This window comes from Ruminococcus sp. (assembly GCF_016283395.1).
Window position 1 is genome coordinate 143,509 of the sequence record NZ_JAEEMU010000033.1, and the last position, 17,867, is coordinate 161,375.

The 17,867-nt window shown below is 44.9% G+C and carries 20 protein-coding genes; 19 read left to right on the top strand and 1 reads right to left on the bottom strand.

What is annotated here, in order from left to right:
* Positions 1–216: 216 nt before the first annotated feature.
* The 15 genes from atpD to QZZ41_RS02705 all read left to right on the top strand — a co-directional run bounded on the left by atpD (position 217) and on the right by QZZ41_RS02705 (position 13,738).
* Positions 217–1,611, top strand: a complete 1,395-nt coding sequence (gene atpD / locus QZZ41_RS02635) for a F0F1 ATP synthase subunit beta (protein WP_295067753.1) — start codon at positions 217–219, stop codon at positions 1,609–1,611.
* Between the two features lie 15 nt (positions 1,612–1,626).
* Positions 1,627–2,037, top strand: a complete 411-nt coding sequence (gene atpC / locus QZZ41_RS02640; RefSeq protein ID WP_295067755.1) for an ATP synthase F1 subunit epsilon — start codon at positions 1,627–1,629, stop codon at positions 2,035–2,037.
* Positions 2,038–2,441: 404 nt separating this feature from the next.
* A complete protein-coding gene (gene secD / locus QZZ41_RS02645; protein WP_295067759.1) occupies positions 2,442–3,854 on the top strand; it encodes a protein translocase subunit SecD in 1,413 nt (470 codons plus the stop codon).
* Positions 3,851–4,822 carry a protein translocase subunit SecF gene (gene secF / locus QZZ41_RS02650; RefSeq protein WP_295066577.1) on the top strand — a complete coding sequence of 324 codons (972 nt, stop codon included), beginning with the start codon at positions 3,851–3,853 and terminating at the stop codon, positions 4,820–4,822. Before secD ends, secF begins: the two co-directional genes overlap by 4 nt.
* A gap of 150 nt (positions 4,823–4,972) precedes the next feature.
* A complete protein-coding gene (locus QZZ41_RS02655; protein ID WP_295066579.1) occupies positions 4,973–6,109 on the top strand; it encodes an FHA domain-containing protein in 1,137 nt (378 codons plus the stop codon).
* Positions 6,110–6,130: 21 nt separating this feature from the next.
* A complete protein-coding gene (locus QZZ41_RS02660; protein ID WP_295067763.1) occupies positions 6,131–6,898 on the top strand; it encodes a PP2C family serine/threonine-protein phosphatase in 768 nt (255 codons plus the stop codon).
* 19 nt (positions 6,899–6,917) lie between these two features.
* A complete protein-coding gene (locus tag QZZ41_RS02665; RefSeq protein ID WP_295067767.1) occupies positions 6,918–7,154 on the top strand; it encodes a hypothetical protein in 237 nt (78 codons plus the stop codon).
* A 17-nt stretch (positions 7,155–7,171) separates the two neighbouring features.
* Positions 7,172–7,813 (top strand): hypothetical protein, encoded by a 642-nt coding sequence (locus tag QZZ41_RS02670; protein WP_295067772.1) that lies wholly within the window; start codon positions 7,172–7,174, stop codon positions 7,811–7,813.
* Positions 7,814–7,973: 160 nt separating this feature from the next.
* Positions 7,974–9,413 (top strand): adenylosuccinate lyase, encoded by a 1,440-nt coding sequence (gene purB / locus QZZ41_RS02675; protein ID WP_295067775.1) that lies wholly within the window; start codon positions 7,974–7,976, stop codon positions 9,411–9,413.
* A gap of 247 nt (positions 9,414–9,660) precedes the next feature.
* Positions 9,661–10,446 carry a hypothetical protein gene (locus QZZ41_RS02680; protein WP_295067778.1) on the top strand — a complete coding sequence of 262 codons (786 nt, stop codon included), beginning with the start codon at positions 9,661–9,663 and terminating at the stop codon, positions 10,444–10,446.
* 13 nt (positions 10,447–10,459) lie between these two features.
* A complete protein-coding gene (rimM, locus tag QZZ41_RS02685) occupies positions 10,460–10,963 on the top strand; it encodes a ribosome maturation factor RimM (RefSeq protein WP_295067781.1) in 504 nt (167 codons plus the stop codon).
* A 1-nt stretch (position 10,964) separates the two neighbouring features.
* Entirely contained in the window at positions 10,965–11,543 is a 579-nt protein-coding gene (locus tag QZZ41_RS02690) for a hypothetical protein (protein ID WP_295067784.1), read from the top strand.
* 64 nt (positions 11,544–11,607) lie between these two features.
* On the top strand, positions 11,608–12,345 hold the full coding sequence (locus QZZ41_RS02695) for a hypothetical protein (protein WP_295067787.1): 738 nt from the start codon (positions 11,608–11,610) through the stop codon (positions 12,343–12,345).
* A 53-nt stretch (positions 12,346–12,398) separates the two neighbouring features.
* Positions 12,399–13,097, top strand: a complete 699-nt coding sequence (trmD, locus tag QZZ41_RS02700) for a tRNA (guanosine(37)-N1)-methyltransferase TrmD (RefSeq protein ID WP_295067790.1) — start codon at positions 12,399–12,401, stop codon at positions 13,095–13,097.
* Between the two features lie 368 nt (positions 13,098–13,465).
* Entirely contained in the window at positions 13,466–13,738 is a 273-nt protein-coding gene (locus QZZ41_RS02705; protein ID WP_019679940.1) for an HPr family phosphocarrier protein, read from the top strand.
* 60 nt (positions 13,739–13,798) lie between these two features.
* On the opposite strand, the gene spoIVB is transcribed toward QZZ41_RS02705, so the two are convergent.
* A complete protein-coding gene (gene spoIVB, locus QZZ41_RS02710) occupies positions 13,799–15,022 on the bottom strand; it encodes a SpoIVB peptidase (protein ID WP_295067795.1) in 1,224 nt (407 codons plus the stop codon).
* A gap of 106 nt (positions 15,023–15,128) precedes the next feature.
* Here spoIVB and QZZ41_RS02715 point away from each other — a divergent pair, with 106 nt between their 5' ends.
* The 4 genes from QZZ41_RS02715 to QZZ41_RS02730 all read left to right on the top strand — a co-directional run bounded on the left by QZZ41_RS02715 (position 15,129) and on the right by QZZ41_RS02730 (position 17,852).
* Positions 15,129–15,665, top strand: a complete 537-nt coding sequence (locus QZZ41_RS02715) for a hypothetical protein (RefSeq protein WP_295067798.1) — start codon at positions 15,129–15,131, stop codon at positions 15,663–15,665.
* Between the two features lie 331 nt (positions 15,666–15,996).
* Positions 15,997–16,983, top strand: coding sequence for a biotin--[acetyl-CoA-carboxylase] ligase (locus tag QZZ41_RS02720; protein ID WP_295067801.1), 987 nt, complete (start codon positions 15,997–15,999; stop codon positions 16,981–16,983).
* A 50-nt stretch (positions 16,984–17,033) separates the two neighbouring features.
* On the top strand, positions 17,034–17,708 hold the full coding sequence (locus QZZ41_RS02725; RefSeq protein ID WP_295067804.1) for a TIGR00266 family protein: 675 nt from the start codon (positions 17,034–17,036) through the stop codon (positions 17,706–17,708).
* Positions 17,709–17,852, top strand: a complete 144-nt coding sequence (locus QZZ41_RS02730) for a hypothetical protein (protein WP_295067807.1) — start codon at positions 17,709–17,711, stop codon at positions 17,850–17,852.
* Positions 17,853–17,867: the final 15 nt, after the last annotated feature.

Genomic DNA, 17,867 nt, shown 5'->3' on the forward strand with positions numbered 1-17,867 from the left:
TCCGCCCGCTGTAGGTAACGCCGCTCTCGGCGTTCCGTTCAGGCTTATATCATGTATCTGGGGACGTCGAGGACGCCGTCCCCTACAATGCGTTTATTTATTCGCAAGGCGCGGACGACCAATGGTCGTCCCTACAATAATTTACGTTTTTTTATTCGCAAAACGCGGAACGCCAAGGTGGCGTTCCCTACAACATTCTCTAAAGAGGAGAAAGCAATGGAAAAAGGCAGAATAACACAGGTCATCGGACCTGTTATAGATGTTGAATTCGGCACGGGAAAGCTCCCTATGATAAAGGACGCTCTCACTGTCGATGTAGACGGAAAAAAGCGAGTTATGGAAGTTGCTCAGCACATGGGCAACCACGTAGTCCGCTGTATCATGCTTGCGTCCAGTGAAGGACTCAGCAAAAATATGGAAGTTACTCCTACAGGCTCATGCATAAAAGTTCCCGTAGGCGAGCAGACTCTCGGACGTATGTTCAACGTTCTCGGTGAGCCTATCGACAAAAAGGGCGATGTTGAGACGGAGGAAAAATGGGAGATACACCGTAAAGCTCCCACATTTCAGGATCAGAGCCCTGTTGTAGAAGTCCTCGAAACAGGTATCAAGGTCATCGACCTTATCGCCCCTTATGCTAAGGGCGGTAAGATAGGTCTTTTCGGAGGCGCAGGTGTTGGTAAGACCGTTCTTATACAGGAGCTTATCAGAAATATCGCTACCGAGCACGGCGGCTACTCTATATTCACAGGTGTCGGAGAGCGTTCCCGTGAGGGCAACGACCTCTGGAATGAAATGCAGGAATCGGGAGTTATCTCAAAGACGGCCCTCGTTTTCGGTCAGATGAACGAGCCCCCCGGATCACGTATGCGTGTTGCTCAGACAGGTCTTACTATGGCTGAGTATTTCCGTGACCGCGAACACAAGGACGTTCTTCTCTTTATCGACAATATCTTCCGTTACGTACAGGCAGGCTCTGAGGTATCGGCTCTTCTCGGCCGTATGCCTTCCGCCGTTGGTTATCAGCCTACACTTGCTACGGAAGTCGGCGAATTACAGGAGCGTATCACTTCTACGAAAAACGGCTCTATCACATCGGTACAGGCTGTATATGTCCCTGCGGACGACCTTACTGACCCTGCACCTGCCGTTACTTTCGCTCACCTTGACGCTACTACTGTTCTTTCACGTAAGATAGTTGAGCAGGGTATCTACCCTGCCGTTGACCCTCTTGAATCAAACTCGCGTATCCTCGAACCCGAAATTGTCGGCGAGGAGCACTATACAGTCGCAAGGCGCACTCAGGAGCTTCTCCAGAAGTACAAGGAATTGCAGGACATCATCGCTATCCTCGGTATGGAGGAACTCGATGAGGACGACAAGCTTGCAGTATACCGTGCAAGAAAGATACAGAAGTTCCTTTCACAGCCTTTCAACGTAGCCGAGAACTTCACAGGTCTCAAGGGCAAATATGTTCCGCTCAAGGACACTATCGAGGGCTTCAAGGCTATCATTGACGGTGATATGGATAAGTACCCCGAGGCTGCATTCCTCATGGCAGGTACTATAGACGATGTTATTATGAAAGCCCGTCAGATGGACGAGGAATAAAGGAGGCGGCTTCATATGGCTAAAACCTTTCACCTCGAGATAATCGCCACTGACCGCCTTTTCTTCAGCGGAGAGGTGGAACATCTCGTCATAACAGCTATCGACGGTCTTATCGGTATTATGGCAGGACATGAGCCGCTTGTTACCTGTCTCCCCACAGGAGAGCTTAAATATCTGGTTAACGGCGAATGGAAATACGCTGCTATATCAGAGGGATTTATACAGGTAATGCCCGATTCTTCAATAATACTGGCTGAGACCTGCGAGCTTCCCGAGGAAATAGACATCAAACGTGCTCAGGAAGCAAGAGAACGCGCAGAGGAGCTTCTCAGACAGAAGCAGAGCATCAAGGAATACTACGAGACTCAGGCTGCGCTCAACCGCGCTATGAACCGTCTGAAAATATCTCAGAAGCACTTTAAATAAGGACAAATGCACTCCTAATCAGGGGTGCATTTTTTCATTAGCCATGCAGGGGCTGTGTCCACATCAGCCCGTCAGAAAAATGCGATATTCACGGGGCGATGTAGGCATCGCCCCCCTACAAATCACGTCATACATAACGATTACCGGAACACAGACTGCCCAAGGCAGCCCATACAGGCTAACAGCTAACGGCTAATGGCTAATTTGTTCATAACTCCGAAATTTGATTAACGTAATTGTGCATATTCTTGAAATGGAAAGTTTTTCAGGCAATACACTTGACTTTTTGATAAAAATATAGTACAATAATTGTAATTGTCAATGAGACAGGAAATAAAAGTCCTATGCTGTTTCTGTGAGCACGCAGGACACCGTGAAAGGGCTTATTTTTAGGAGGCATGACTGTGAAAAAGACAGGCAAATCAACTTTCTTCATTGTCGTTGCTTTTATCGCTATCTTTGCTGTTACGTCGGTATTTGGTATAGACAAATTATACGGCGATAACAGAACGACCTACATCAAGGGCGTTGACGATATCCGTCTTGGTATTGATATCAAGGGCGGTGTTGACGTTACCTTCGGTCCGGCAGATGACTTCGACGCTGACAAGGGTCAGCTCGCTTCTGCTAAGGAGGTCATCAATACAAGACTTGCTTCACTCGGTATCACCGATAATGAAGTATACTGCGATGAAAAAAGCGACAGAATTATCGTACGTTTCCCATGGAAGGTCGGCGAAACAAACTTCGATCCTGAAGCTGCCGTTAAGGAGCTCGGTGAAATGGCTGTACTTACATTCCGTAAGGGCACAGACACAACTACCGATGAAAACGGCAACGAAGTTCCGTCAGGTGAGATCGTTCTCGTAGGCGATGATATCGCTTCTGCGAAAAGAATTTACGGTCAGCTTGAAGAGGGAAAAGACTATGAAAACTATGTAAGCCTTACGCTTAATGACTCAGGTACGGAAAAATTTGCTGATGCTACAAGAGAGCTTGCAGGTTCTTCAACACCTATCTCTATCTGGATGGATAATACTCTTATCTCTGCTCCTTCGGTAAACGATGCTATTACCGGAGGCAAGGCTCAGATCACAGGTAATTTCGATGAAGAGTCAGCTACAAAGCTTGCAAACCAGATAAACTCAGGTGCTCTTCCTTTCAAAATGGAAACAAAGAGCTTCAGAACTATCTCACCTACAATGGGTGAAGGTTCACTTGACGCTATCCTTCTTGCAGCTCTCATCGCATTCATCGGAATTGCTGTATATATGATATTCCTTTACAGACTCCCCGGCGTTGTAGCTGTTATCGCTCTCTGCGGACAGGTAACAGGTTCTATCGCAGCTGTAACAGGCTGGTTCGGATTTATGAACGGCTCTACACTTACTATCCCAGGTATCGCAGGTATCATACTTGCAGTAGGTATGGGTGTTGACGCTAACATCATCACAGGTGAGCGTATCAAGGAAGAGCTCAGAACAGGAAAATCTCTCGACTCTGCTATAAAGATAGCTTATAAGAGAGCATTCTCAGCTATCCTCGACGGTAACATCACAAACGTTATCATCGCAGTAATTCTTATGGGAGCTTTCGGTGTTCCTGACAGTTTCCTCTCGAATCTCCTCAACAAGACTATCTTCTTCGCATTCGGAGCAACAGCTGAAGGTGTTGTTTACTCATTCGGATTTACACTTCTCGCAGGTGTTGTCTGCAACTTCATATTCGGTGTATTCGCATCAAGACTTATGGTAACTTCACTCTCCAAGTTCAAGTGCTTCAGAAACAGAAAGCTTTATGGAGGTGACGAGAAATGAGCAAGAAGAATACTCAGAAAGAAATCGTAACTACTCCGTCAAAGGTATATAATTTCTGTTCAAAGAAAAAGCTTATCCTCGGCGTTGTTATCGCTGTTCTCGTTGTATTTATCGCAGGTGCGATAATAAGAGGTATACACCTTGCTATCGAATTCAAGGGCGGTACACTTATCACTTACACATATCAGGGTGATATAGACACAAACGAAGTCGGAAACACAGTAAAGGACATCGTTGGTTCATCAGTTGTAGTAAGAACAGGTGAAAGCCTTGACTCAGGCGGAAAGCAGGTCACTATCTCATTTACTTCAGATCAGGGACTTACAGTTGAAAGACAGAAAGAGCTCACAAACGCTCTCAAAGACAAGTTCAAGGATAATTCACTTGAGATATACGATTCAAACGACGTAACACCTTCATCAGGCCGTGAATTTCTTCTCAAGTGCTTCATAGCTGTACTTTTTGCAGCATTGATCGTTATCATCTATATCGCTATCCGATTCAGAAATATCGGCGGCTGGTCAGCAGGTGTATGCTCTATATTCGCTCTCTGCCTCGATATATTCGTAGCTTTCACAGCTACAATAGTATGCGGCTTCAACATTGATTCAAATATCGTTGCCGTTATACTCACTATCCTCGGATATTCGATAAACAACACTATCGTTATCTACGACAGAATAAGAGAAAACCGTCAGCTTATGCCTAAGGCTTCACTTAACGAGCTTATCAACGTAAGCTGTACACAGTCTCTTGTACGTTCTGTAAGAACTTCTATTACAACAATCGGCACAATGCTCGTTATCACAATAGTTGTTCTTGTAACAGGCTATGATTCGCTCCTCAGCTTCTCAGTACCTCTTATGATGGGTCTTATCTCAGGTACATTCTCATCACTCTTTGTTGCTCCTGTAACATGGTCATGGTGGAAGAATAAGATGGATGCTAAAGCTAAGAGCAGCAAGTAATTAAACATTAAAGACCGTCCTTCTGGACGGTCTTTTTATTTCTGTTGACTGCTCACTATGCACTAATCACTAATAACTGCTCACTTATCTTGACTTTATATGCATAATATTGTATAATAAAAGGCAGAAAACCACGGAAGGAGCGGTAATGTGGCAAAGCTAAAATTTACTGAAATAAACGACGAAGTATGTATAAAATGCAGATTTACGGGAAACGAAATACTCAACGAACCTGAGTACAGATATTTCATCGATAACCGCATAAAGGGCTGGCTCGTTCCGTTCGCAGAGGGTACAGACCGCCTCGAATTCACAGGTGCTAAGGGTATCCCACTTATAAATAAGATAAGAAGCGGTATCGACAAGCAGGAATACTTCTGTATCATAAAAAATCTGCTGGACATAATAAAGGTAGCAGAGACCTGCGGCTTCAATATGCAGAATATTGTCCTCGACCCAAACTTTATAACTGTTGATACGGCTGATCTTGACATATATCTTTTCTATCTGCCATTGTGGTACAATGAGAGCTGCAATGACGGTATCGTAAACTGTCTGCGCAAGATATCCACCTTTGCGCAGTACAAGTCTCAGAGCGACTATTCAGCCGTTGACGGCTTTATGAATTTCGTCTGCCGTGAAAGCGGCTTCACTATCTCGGAAGCAAAGGAGTATATCCGCAAGGAAGTACCTTCTCTGTTCCCTGCTCAGACTGCAAAGCCTGCACATACTCAGTTCAGCAGACCTGCTTCAACAACTCCAAAATCCGAGCATACACAGTTCAGCAAGCCTCATATCCCCGAGCCTTCTCAGCATATAAATAATATGGCTCAGACCATAATCAACGATATCAACAAAGGCTCACAGGAGTTCAAGCACACAGCTGCTCCCGAAGTCCCCGAGCCTAAGATAATACCTTCACTTAAAAGTGATAAGAAGAACGTGCTTCCCGAGCTTGTAAAGTCAGAGCACATCAGATCGGCTCCGCAGAATTATCCCAAGCTCACAAGACGCGCCACAGGGATTACAGTGAATATCGACAAGCCTGTTTTCAGGATAGGCAAGGAACGGGACAAGGTAGATCTCTGCATAACCGAAAACAGAACTGTCAGCAGAGTCCATGCAACTATATACACTCGCAGCGGCTCGTGCTACATTGAAGATAACAACTCAACAAACAGAACATACATCAACGGAACTGCCGTGCCTGCAAATATGGAGATAAAAATAAAAAACGGCGATGTTCTGAAGCTTTCCAACGAAGAATTCGATTTTATAGACGGGTAATGTCCGCCGTAAGGGGGAATTATGAAATATATTGCAGCCTGTGATACCGATATCGGTATCTCGAAAAAAATAAATCAGGACAGCGTATGCGTCAAGACCGCAAAAACAAGTACGGGTATGGCTGCACTTGTAATGGTGTGCGACGGAATGGGCGGTCTCTCCCGTGGAGAGCTTGCAAGCGCAGAGGTAGTAAGAAGCTTTGCCGAATGGTTCGATACAGAGTTTCCCTTTGAGCTTCCCGACTGGGACTGGCAGACAGCCGCTCATAACGTAATAAGCAGACTTCGCCGACTGAACGCACTGCTGGTACATTACGGCTCACACAACAATTTACAGCTCGGTACTACCGCTACAGGCATAATAGCCGTAAATTCCGAGTATATGACGTTCCATGTAGGCGACAGCCGAATATATAAGATATCCGACAAGCTCAGTCAGATAACCGATGACCATACCTATGTCAACCGCGCTGTGAAAATGGGCAAGATGACTCCCGAAGAGGCTCTCGTTGACCCGCGAAGGAATGCCCTTGTACAGTGCATAGGCGTTACAGGCGAGGTCGCTCCCGAAATAAGACTCGGAACTCTCGAAAATGACGTGACATATATGATATGTTCGGACGGATTTCGTCATGTACTGACGGAAAAAGAGCTTTTTGAGGAGCTTTCCGCTGATAAAACTGCCACAAAAAAGCATATGCAGTCAAAAATGCGTGAACTTATCGAAACTGTAAAAAACAGAGAGGAAAGCGACAATATAACAGTCGCTCTCTTCCGCGCCGAGCTTTAACAGCAAAGGAGCAGACTCTATGACAACAGGTGAAATACTTGTTATCGCAGCAGCTGCTGCGGTATTCGTGATAATAAATATCATCATGTGGACTATGATCTCAAAAAAGGAGAAAAAGATAAGGGAGAGAACTACTCCTCCGCATGATATCAATGAAACTCTTCCCGACGGTGTAATGGAAGCTGCGGCAGTTGCAGGCTTCAAGCTTATCGAAAATACCGTCATCGTCCACACTAACGAAAGAATAATCCAATAAAGGCAGGAGATGATACAATGTCCGAACTTTCCATCAACCGCAATACAAAAGCGATTGAATTTGCACATAATCTTACACTCCTTAACCGTGTGAACAGGATACGCTCACTGCTGGTGATATTCTATTTCGCACCGCTTATCGTTTATCTTCCCGTGGCTATATTCATGGGCTTTATAACAAATGTCACCGCCGCTTCTTTAGACGCCGTAATAATCGTACCAATAATCGGCTACTGCGCATGGCAGGCCTGCTACAGATACAGAGACATAATGGCTATACTCGTCATAGCTATACTTGGAGCAAATCAGTTTCTGCTGTGGATCATAAGCCCGTATGAGAACAAGCTGTTCCATGATTTCCAGGTGCTGACAAAATGCTTCTGGATACATCTTGTACTATTTGTCATTGTCGGCACGGCAGCTCTTATAAATCTGAAGGTCAACATGACATACCATAAGCTTGAGAACTGTGACGGCTTTCCTCATTTCAATGAGCGTTTCTTCGACCAGGAAATGGACAGGCATCAGTACGGTATAAAAGATCCTTACCAGGAGAAGATCGACTCTCTTAAAAGACACAATCCAAACGAAATGTCCGATTTAGTCCTTCCCGACAGCATAACCGACTCGGGCAGCAGCGGAACTATGGACGAAATATGACGGGTAATGTCAAATTTTCACAGAAAATGTAAGGTTTTTTCTGCAAAACTAAGGCGGCTTTGAGCCGCCTTTTTTATTGACATGACAACAGTATAATGCTATAATTAATGTGATGTACTGTCGCAGTACGCTAAATGAATTTTAAAGGAGAACATTATAAATGAGCGGTAATATCAACAGCTATGAAAGCCCATTCTGTACACGTTACGCAAGTGAGGAAATGCAGTATATCTTCTCTGCGGATAAAAAATTCACTACATGGAGAAAGCTCTGGGTAGCTCTTGCAAGAGCTGAAATGAAGCTTGGTCTCCCTGTTACAGAAGCACAGGTAAAGCAGCTCGAAGAGCACATCAACGATGTAGACTATGAAATGGCAGCAGAGCGCGAAAAGATCACACGCCACGACGTTATGGCTCACGTTTTCACATACGGACAGGCTTGTCCCGATGCCGCTGGTATAATCCACCTCGGTGCTACTTCATGCTATGTTGGCGATAATACCGACGTTATCATCATGCGCGATGCGCTTAAAATAGTTCGCAGAAAGCTCATAAACGTTATGAACAACCTTGCGAAGTTCGCAGACGAGTACAAGAACCTCCCCTGCCTCGCATACACACATCTCCAGCCTGCGCAGCTCACAACTGTAGGCAAGAGAGCTACACTCTGGCTCAACGAGCTCCTCATGGACTTCCAGGACCTTGAATACCGTATGTCCACATTAAAGCTTCTCGGCTCAAAGGGCACAACAGGTACACAGGCTTCATTCATGGAGCTTTTCGAGGGCGACACTGACAAGATAAAGAAGCTTGAGCAAATGATAGCTGAGGAAATGGGCTTTGACGCAGTAGTTCCCGTATCAGGTCAGACCTACTCACGTAAGGTTGACTCAAAGGTACTTGAGCTTCTCAGCGATATCGCACAGACAGCAAGCAAGTTCTCAAACGATATGCGTATCCTCCAGTCCTTTAAGGAAATGGAAGAGCCAAGAGAGAAGAAGCAGATAGGTTCTTCTGCAATGGCATACAAGCGTAATCCTATGCGCTGTGAGAGAATAACTTCCCTCGCACGTTACGTAATGATAGACAGCCTCAACCCTGCATTCACAGCCGGTACACAGTGGTTCGAGAGAACTCTCGACGACTCAGCAAACAAGCGTATCAGCGTAGCAGAGGCATTCCTCGGCGTTGACGCTATCCTCAATATCATGATGAACGTTACAAACGGTATCGTTGTATACCCTGAGATGATACGCCGCCGCGTTATGGCAGAGCTTCCGTTCATGGCAAGTGAGAACATCATGATGGACGCTGTTAAGAAGGGCGGCAACCGTCAGGAGCTCCACGACCGTATCATGGACTACTCTATGGAAGCAGGCGCAAATGTTAAGGTTCGCGGACTTGACAACAATCTCTGCGAGCTTATCGAAGCTGATCCTATGTTCATGGTAACAAAGGAAGAGCTTGAAGCCGTTCTCAAGCCTGAGAACTACACAGGAAGAAGCTCACAGCAGGTGGACGAGTTCCTTGCTGAGTGCATAAAGCCTATCCTCGACGCTAACAAGGACATTCTCGGCGAAAGCTTTGAAATGAAAAACTAAGCGCATAGCCTGCGCCCCCTTGCCAGCTCTGCATATAGCTGTGAATTCCAAATCAAAGATTTGGTACACAGCTTAACGTTGCCGCTTGTAAACTCGCTCACATTCATCAGAGCGATTACTTGTACATCGCTTACGGCACTATTTGTAGAACACGGGCGAGCGGAACTCGCCCCTACAAGCTAACGGCTAAGTGCTAAAGGCTCGGGACTAAGCACTATGCACTAATCACTAAATCACAGGAGATACCATGAAAAAACCACTCATTATCGGCGGAACTATTCTCGGTTTTCTTATCACAGCTGCACTGGTAATATTCATATTCTTCCCGGGACTCCCCACTTATCTGAAAGTTAAGTACAAATACGATCATATAGACGAAACTGTTGCCGAATTCAAAAAGACTGATATTCCCTCCGATTATGTAAGCCATACACTGAGAGGCGTAAAATTCAGTATCCCTGCCGACTGGGAAGGACGCAGTCCTATCGAAGGTACGGAAGCAAGCTCCTACGCATCGGGCGAAGATTACAGAATATTCGTTTTGGATATCGACCACAAGATGTATGCAGATCTTCAGGACGAATACAAGGATATGCTCGGTGACGAATACAGTGAAGATGACCTTTATGATCCTTGGAATTATTATAAGTACAAAGAAGATGATTACAGGCATTTCTTCAAGGAGATCAGCGTTGATGTCCCACAGTACGGACTTGACAGTACTATGGTATTTTATACCAGAGACCGTATCACAGCTAAAAAATGTCTCAAGCTCCGCGGAAAGGATAAAGATGTATTCCTTGACCTTGCGCAGTCAAAGGAAGAAGCTGTCGGCATGGAAAAGATGTGGAAAACAAAAGGCATTGGCTTCAATGCATATATCGGACAGGAAATATACGCAGGCTACGACGGTAATGTATGGGTAGTAACTATATTCCCTGATGATAATGCAAACAAAGTCTATACCGTTGATATTAAATGTCCCGACGAAACAGTTGCAAAGCAGATAATAAGCTCCGTCGAGCTTGAATAATAAAGGAAAAAATATGAAAAAGGAATTTCTCGAAGCAGGCAAGATAGTCACTACCCACGGCATACGCGGCGAAGTGAAGATAATGCCTTATACCGACAGTGCCGAGCTTCTTGCGGAGTTCGACAGACTTTTCATTGGAAAGAACCACGAGGAAGTGATAATAGAACGCTCCCGAGTGTTCAAAAATACAGTTATCGCCAAGATAGAGGGCATTGACACTCCCGAAGCTGCTGAAAAGCTCCGCAACAAGGTGCTGTATATGCACCGCGATGACCTTGAGCTTGACGACGACACCTATTTCATTCAGGACCTCATCGGACTTGAAGTCCGTGATGCTGACAGCGATGCCGTATACGGCAAGATAATCGATGTTATGCAGACAGGTGCAAACGATGTCTACGTAATAAAGGGCGAGGACAGAGAATATCTTGTCCCTGCTATTGCAGATGTGGTGGTTTCCACAGATGTGGACGGCGGAGTTATGACTATCCGCCCACTTGACGGTCTTTTCGACTGATATGAAAAAGAGCAGTATCATCGCTCTCGGCACTATGACAGCCCTTTTCATCGGACTTGCCATATGGTCGCTGATAAGCTGTGAAAACATACTCAAAAGCTACGGACAGCTGCCGAAATGGGGCATATCCGCAGTTGGCATAGTTTTTCTGCTGATGCTTTTCATTCCCAATATCATATGGAGCCAAAATCAGCCCGAGGGCTATGAAGAGTCCGCAAAACGCGAGAACAAAACACTCCTCACACTTGAACGCGCAGGTGAAGGCATGGTAAGCACATTAGTGCTCATCGACCGCCGCCTTGACAAATTCAGCCTGTCACCGAGAGTGGGCTATATTGCCCTTGCGCTCATACTTATGATACTGTATGAGCTTTACTGGCTGGGATATTTCCGAAGCAGCCGCACTCTTGCGGATATGTACTCCGATTACTGCGGATTTCCGCTGGCAGGTGCTTCCCTGCCCGTATTTGCGGTATTCTTTCTTGGAGTTTACGCCTGCAATGTCTTTCTTATTGCAGCGTCAATAATACTCGGCATTGGACATATCGGCATACACCTTATGCATAAAAAAGAACTATAAAAAAGAGAAAAAAACTGTAGAACAAAAGAAAAACGGCGTTGTTACGCCAAAAGGAGGCATTTTTATGAAAAAAATCTTAGGCATACTATTTCTTCTTATCCTGATCGCAGCAGGCGTCTGCGCGTACTTCTTCCCCGGCATACCTTATTACTACAAATGCACTCACGAACTTGAACTAAGGGATAATATATGGCAGGAGATCCCCAAAGACCTCCCCAAGCTTTCCGAGGGCTATGCCGATTTTCAAACTATGGATATCCGCGTAACTGCATGGAACGACATAGAAGCACAGCGCAAAGGTGATGACAACAATGTCACATGGGCAAATGAAGATCATTCCCACTTTATCACCATTTTCTCCGAACGTATCAATGAAAGTGAAGATTTCCTCGATATGACGGGAATAGATCACGGTGAACTCGATGCTTACTGCAAAGATGCTGAAAAGACCACTCCCGAAAGCAAGTACGAATTCGTAAAGCTCATGGCTTCCCTTACAATGGACGATTTCGACATACATAACTACAAGAATTCCAAGACCTTCTATAAAATAATGAAGCAGAAAAATGAAGATATCTTCAAGAACAGAGCTTATCCCGTAAGCTTCTATCCTGTTGACGGCGTAGGCTACCGCGGATACCTTGTAAAAGGTCTGGAATACGGCTATGAAAAGAATACAGATAAATACGTTGTAGCAAACATCTATCCCGAAAAGGACAAAAAAACACGCTATATCATAATTATCAGCTTCACTGAACTTGATGAGATACTGGCAATAGCCGAGAGCATAAAACTTACATAATAATCCCGAGACCGCAGTTTTACGCGGTCTCAAATCATAAAAGGAGAAAAACAATGCATATCGAAATAGCTACATTATTCCCCGAAATGTGCGAAGCCGTACTGGGTGAAAGTATCGTTGGCAGGGCAAGAAAAGCAGGAAAACTCAGTCTCCACTGCCGACAGATACGTGAATATACTCAGGATAAGCACCGTAGAGTCGATGATACTCCTTACGGCGGCGGCATGGGAATGGTAATGCAGTGCGAACCAATATACAACTGCTACAAGGCTGTATGCGAGGAACTGGGCGAAAAGCCACATACTATATATATGTCCCCAAAGGGTAAGATTTTCGACCAGCAAAAAGCCGTGGAGCTTTCAAAAATGGACAATATCCTTATTCTCTGCGGTCACTATGAGGGTGTAGATCAGCGCGTACTGGACAAAATCGTCGATGAGGAAATTTCTATCGGCGACTATGTACTCACAGGAGGCGAAATTCCTGCAATGGTGGTAGCTGACGCAGTTGCGCGTATGTGCGACGGAGTCCTCTCCGATGAGGTATGCTTCACCGATGAGAGCATATACAGCGGACTCCTTGAATATCCGCAGTATACGCGCCCCGAAGTCTGGGAGGGCGAGGCTGTTCCGCCCGTACTTCTGACAGGTCATCACAAGAACATCGAAACATGGAGACATGAGCAGAGTCTGAAAATAACTGCTGAACGTCGTCCTGATCTTTTAGCTAAATATAAAGCTCAAAACGACTGACCAATTCTTGCTGTGGACTTCACAGACCTGTATAAGCTCTGTCCGCATATCAACTGGCTGTATATCAAAAAAAGCTTTTTCCGTTTAGAAGAAATAACCATATTCTGGTGTCAAATCATATGCAACTTCAACAATTAATGTCAACATTTTTTTGTAGTGATAATCAACAAGCAGGTTGATAATTTTTTATTCACATTTAATCTAAATGTAGAATTTAATGAAATCTTGGTTCTTTAACTCAAAAATCCGTTGACACTCAAAAAAAATGATTGTATAATGATATCAGCAAGTGAAACAAATTTGCAAACAGCAACACAGTCCTGTTATAATGAGAGGGGCTGTAACTACAGAGAATAGGAGAGTTGTATATGTTTGTCAGAGAAGTAATGGTAAAGAATCAGGTTGGACTTCACGCAAGACCGGCAACCTTCTTTATTCAGAAGGCTAACGAGTTCAAGTCATCAATCTGGATCGAGAAAGAAGAGAGAAGAGTAAATGCTAAGAGCTTACTCGGAATTCTTTCACTCGGTATCGTAGGCGGTACAAACGTAAAGGTTATCGCTGACGGTGCAGACGAGAAGGCTGCTGTTGATGCTCTCATCGAGCTCGTTGACAGTGGTTTCAGCGAAGAAAACAGATAATCATGCCAAAACTTAGGGCGTTACAGTTGTAACGCCCACTTTTGTTATCTTTTTAAATTATCAAAGATCTTCTGCCATAGTCTCAGCAAATATGCCATAACCCTGAGTTGGATCGGCTACAAAAACATGAGTGACTGCTCCCACAAGCTTACCGTTCTGAATTATGGGACTTCCGCTCATGCCCTGCACTATGCCGCCCACGGCTTCAATAAGCCTGTCATCAGTTATGCGTATCACCATATTTTTTGACGTTCCCACGCTGCCGTAGTCTACGCTGACTATCTCAGCAGCATATTTTTCGGGAGCCTGACCTGCTATGGTCGTGTATATTTCAGCAGGTCCGACGGTCACTTCCTGTCGGTATGCCATTTTGAATTCTTCTGCGTCATCGGAAAACTCTGCAAGAGTATTTTCGGATAATCTGCCGTATATGCCGCTCATTTTGTTGCGGTCAAGTACGCCGAAACTGCTCCCGCCGCAGAATTTTCCGCGAAGCTCACCCGGTATACCTCTTGCGCCGCGGCGTACCTCAGTAATGTCTACAGGTACAGCCTCGCCGCTGTGAACGGGAACTATGCCGCCTGTGTCGGAATCGCATATGGGGTGCCCAAGTCCGACAAAGCTGCCCGTATCCTTATTAAAGAACGTCATGGTACCGATGCCTGCAATGCTGTCGCGTACCCACATACCGCCTTTCCAGCTTCCGCTCCTGCGTGACTTTACAGGCTGCAAGGATACGGTAAAAATATTTCCGTCACGGTCAACGGAGAGTTCGATATCTTTTCCTTTCGATGATGCTATGATCTCCTGAAGCTGATCGTTTGACGTAAGAGCATTGCCGTCCGCAAGACGTATCACATCGCCTTTGCGTATACCTGCTTCCTTTGCAGGACACATCAAACACCCTTTCTCATCTTCAACATCGCCGAGCCCTGTTACCATAACGCCTTCCATAAGGAGCTTAATGCCGAAGGGTCTGCCTCCTACGGCGAAAACAGGGGCTTCAGCTTTGTTTACTTCAACATTTTTAACGGGAATTACACCGAAAAGCGAAAATGTTACCTGTTCTGTACTCGCACAGCTTCCTGCTGCGGGTACTGCATTATCAGGCACACTTACACAGCTAAGCTCGGGAAATCCCGCTATTTTTATTTCTGAATTTGTATCAGCTGTGATAACATCGGGCAGCTGCGAGGAATAATATCCCGCAGTTCCGAATAATCCTATAAAAGCCGCAGATAATAATGCCGCAGCTGTTTTTATGATCTTTCTTTTAAATAACATTTGTTTTTTCCTTTCATGTTCCCGAGGGAACATATTTATTATATTTCTGCACAGCTTTTTTATTAATGAGAATTCCACACTGTTGAAATCTGCTTACGGAGTCAATATGAGCCAAAAAAAATTGAAAAATCTTAATTCGGAGAAATCACCTCTTATGACCGCTGCAAAGGTCATAGTGTTGCTGCTTGCTCTGATCTTTTCCTGTGCTATGACAATGCTGTCAGGTGCAGGTCTTATTTATAACCGAAACAGCTACGGCAGCGGAATGGCTGTAACGGGCTTTTTCCTTATCCTTTCCGCAGTTCTTATGACATCGGGCACTGTCCTTTGTATTTTCAGAAAAAACGCCGCAAATATCTTATCTCTTATATTTTCATCGGGGGGCTTTATATTATGCATGGTCATGCTGCATAAACTCATATCCCACGCAGACAGATGCGGCTGGACGAACAAATACACGCTCCAGCCCATTAGCAGTATGTATAAGTCAAGAGTGCTCCCCTGCATCATACCTGTGGCTTTGACCGTTGCTATTGCAATGATACAGTTTTTTTCCTACGATATGAAGCAGTACCGCCGACAGCGCAGGGCTGAAAAAGAAGCAAAGGAAAATGCTCCTGCTCCGTCTATAATCGACGACTGAACCCTCGGCATACATAAAATTATATCACCGAAAGGACGTGAAAAACGTCCTTTTTTGTTTTGTATCAGGCTTTTTATCGCCTTTATTCTGCATTTTATACTCAAAAAAGTCTTATATGTTGAATTGTTCATTTTTTTATGGTACAATATTATCATTAATATCGAATTAATGAGGGAAGTATTATATCAGCCGTTAGCCGTTAGGCATTAGCCGAAGGCGACACATTAGGCTAACGGCTAAGGGCTAAAGGCTATACAGGCTAACGGCTGTATTACAAAATTTCCCATAATTCATTCATAGTATATAAACGATCTCTGAAAGGAACATTATCATGAACGTCAAATCCGAATTGCTTGCAACTCTCGCAAACTCAGACGGAAAATATATATCAGGTGCAGCTCTTGCGGATAAGCTCGGTGTCAGCCGAAATGCTGTTTGGAAAGCCGTAAAATCCCTTGAAGCAGAGGGCTACTCCATAAGCTCGGTAACTTCAAAAGGCTACAGACTCAACGAAGATAATAATCGCCTTTCAGCAGACCTCATAACTCCTTTCCTGCGCACCAAGGAAATGGGACGAAATATTCAGATATTTAAAGAAGTCGAGTCCACAAACAATACTGCCAAGGAACTGGATTCAAATGCCGTACCAAACGGCACTACCATAATCGCAGACAGACAGACCGCAGGAAAAGGCAGGATAGGCAGGTCTTTCGTATCACCGTCAGGTGTGGGACTTTACATGAGCACCCTCATAAGACCCGAATTCAGCCTCGAATATGCTCCTATGATAACCGCCGCCGCAGCCTGTGCAGCTGCCGAAGCTGTTGAAAAGCTGTGCGGCAGTCCTGTAAATATAAAATGGGTAAACGACCTGTACATGAACGGTAAAAAGATATGCGGTATCCTTACCGAAGCTTCTTTCGGTCTGGAAATGCGTACTCTTGACTGTGCAGTTATCGGCATTGGCATAAATGTACGAAGTGCAAAGGAAATATTCGGCGAAGAACTTAGCAAGACCGTTACTTCCATACAGGACGAAACAGGTGTCATCGTCAACAGGAACAGGCTCTGTGCTGAGGTGCTCAACTCACTTGAATACTACCTCGGCAAAATAGTTGACAGGAGCTTTCTCCACGATTACAGACGGCGCGAATACCTTACAGGTCACGCAGTAACTGCAAATATAGGCAGAGAAAAGATATCAGGTGAAGCTATCGGCATAGACGACAATGCAAATCTTATAGTAAGGCTGCCCTCGGGCGAGGAAAAGCACCTTAGCTCGGGTGAGGCTAACCTTTGCAGGATAGCAGATAATTAAGCTTATTACGGCTCGCAGCCGTAAAATATAATATAGGGAGGTATATCAGCATGAGATATACTATTATTGGCGAAACTGTTCCGGCAGTTGAATGTGAACTCAATCAGGGAGAATCAATGTATACCCAGTCAGGCGGCATGATATGGCAGACCCAGGGTATCAAGATGTCAACTAATGCAAGGGGCGGTCTCGGAAGAAGTCTGGGAAGAATATTCACAGGCGAATCAATTTTCATGGCAAACTACACAGCAGAAGTCTCGGGAGCTAAGGTAGCATTCGGCTCAACAGTACCTGGTTCAGTAGTTCCCATAAATATCTCTCAGGGTGGACTTATATGTCAGAAGGGTGCTTTCCTCTGCGCTGAGCAGACAGTAGACCTCAAGGCTGTTTTCACAAAGAAATTCATGTCAGGACTTTTCGGCGGTGAAGGATTTATCCTCCAGCACCTCTTCGGTCAAGGCATGGCTTTCCTCGAAGTTGACGGCGACAAGGTCGAGCGTTACCTCAATCCGGGTGAAGTACTCAAAGTCGATACAGGTAATGTAGTTGCCTTTGAACCTACCGTAAACTATGAGATAGAAACTGTAAAGGGACTTGGAAATATATTCCTCGGCGGCGAGGGACTCTTCCTCACACGTCTTACAGGTCCCGGAAAGATCATTCTCCAGACTCAGAACTTCAATGACTTCGCAGGAAGAATTCTCTCAATGGGACTGAAAAAGTAAATGAAGAAGCTTTTCATCACTCTAGCCACTGCGGCAATATACCTGCTTTTCAGCATATTCACGGGACTGTGGGCGATATCATGGATAATATGGGTATTTTACGCAGTATACATGATAGCGGACTATATAAAGTCGCAGATGTGATAAGCTACAGTTTTT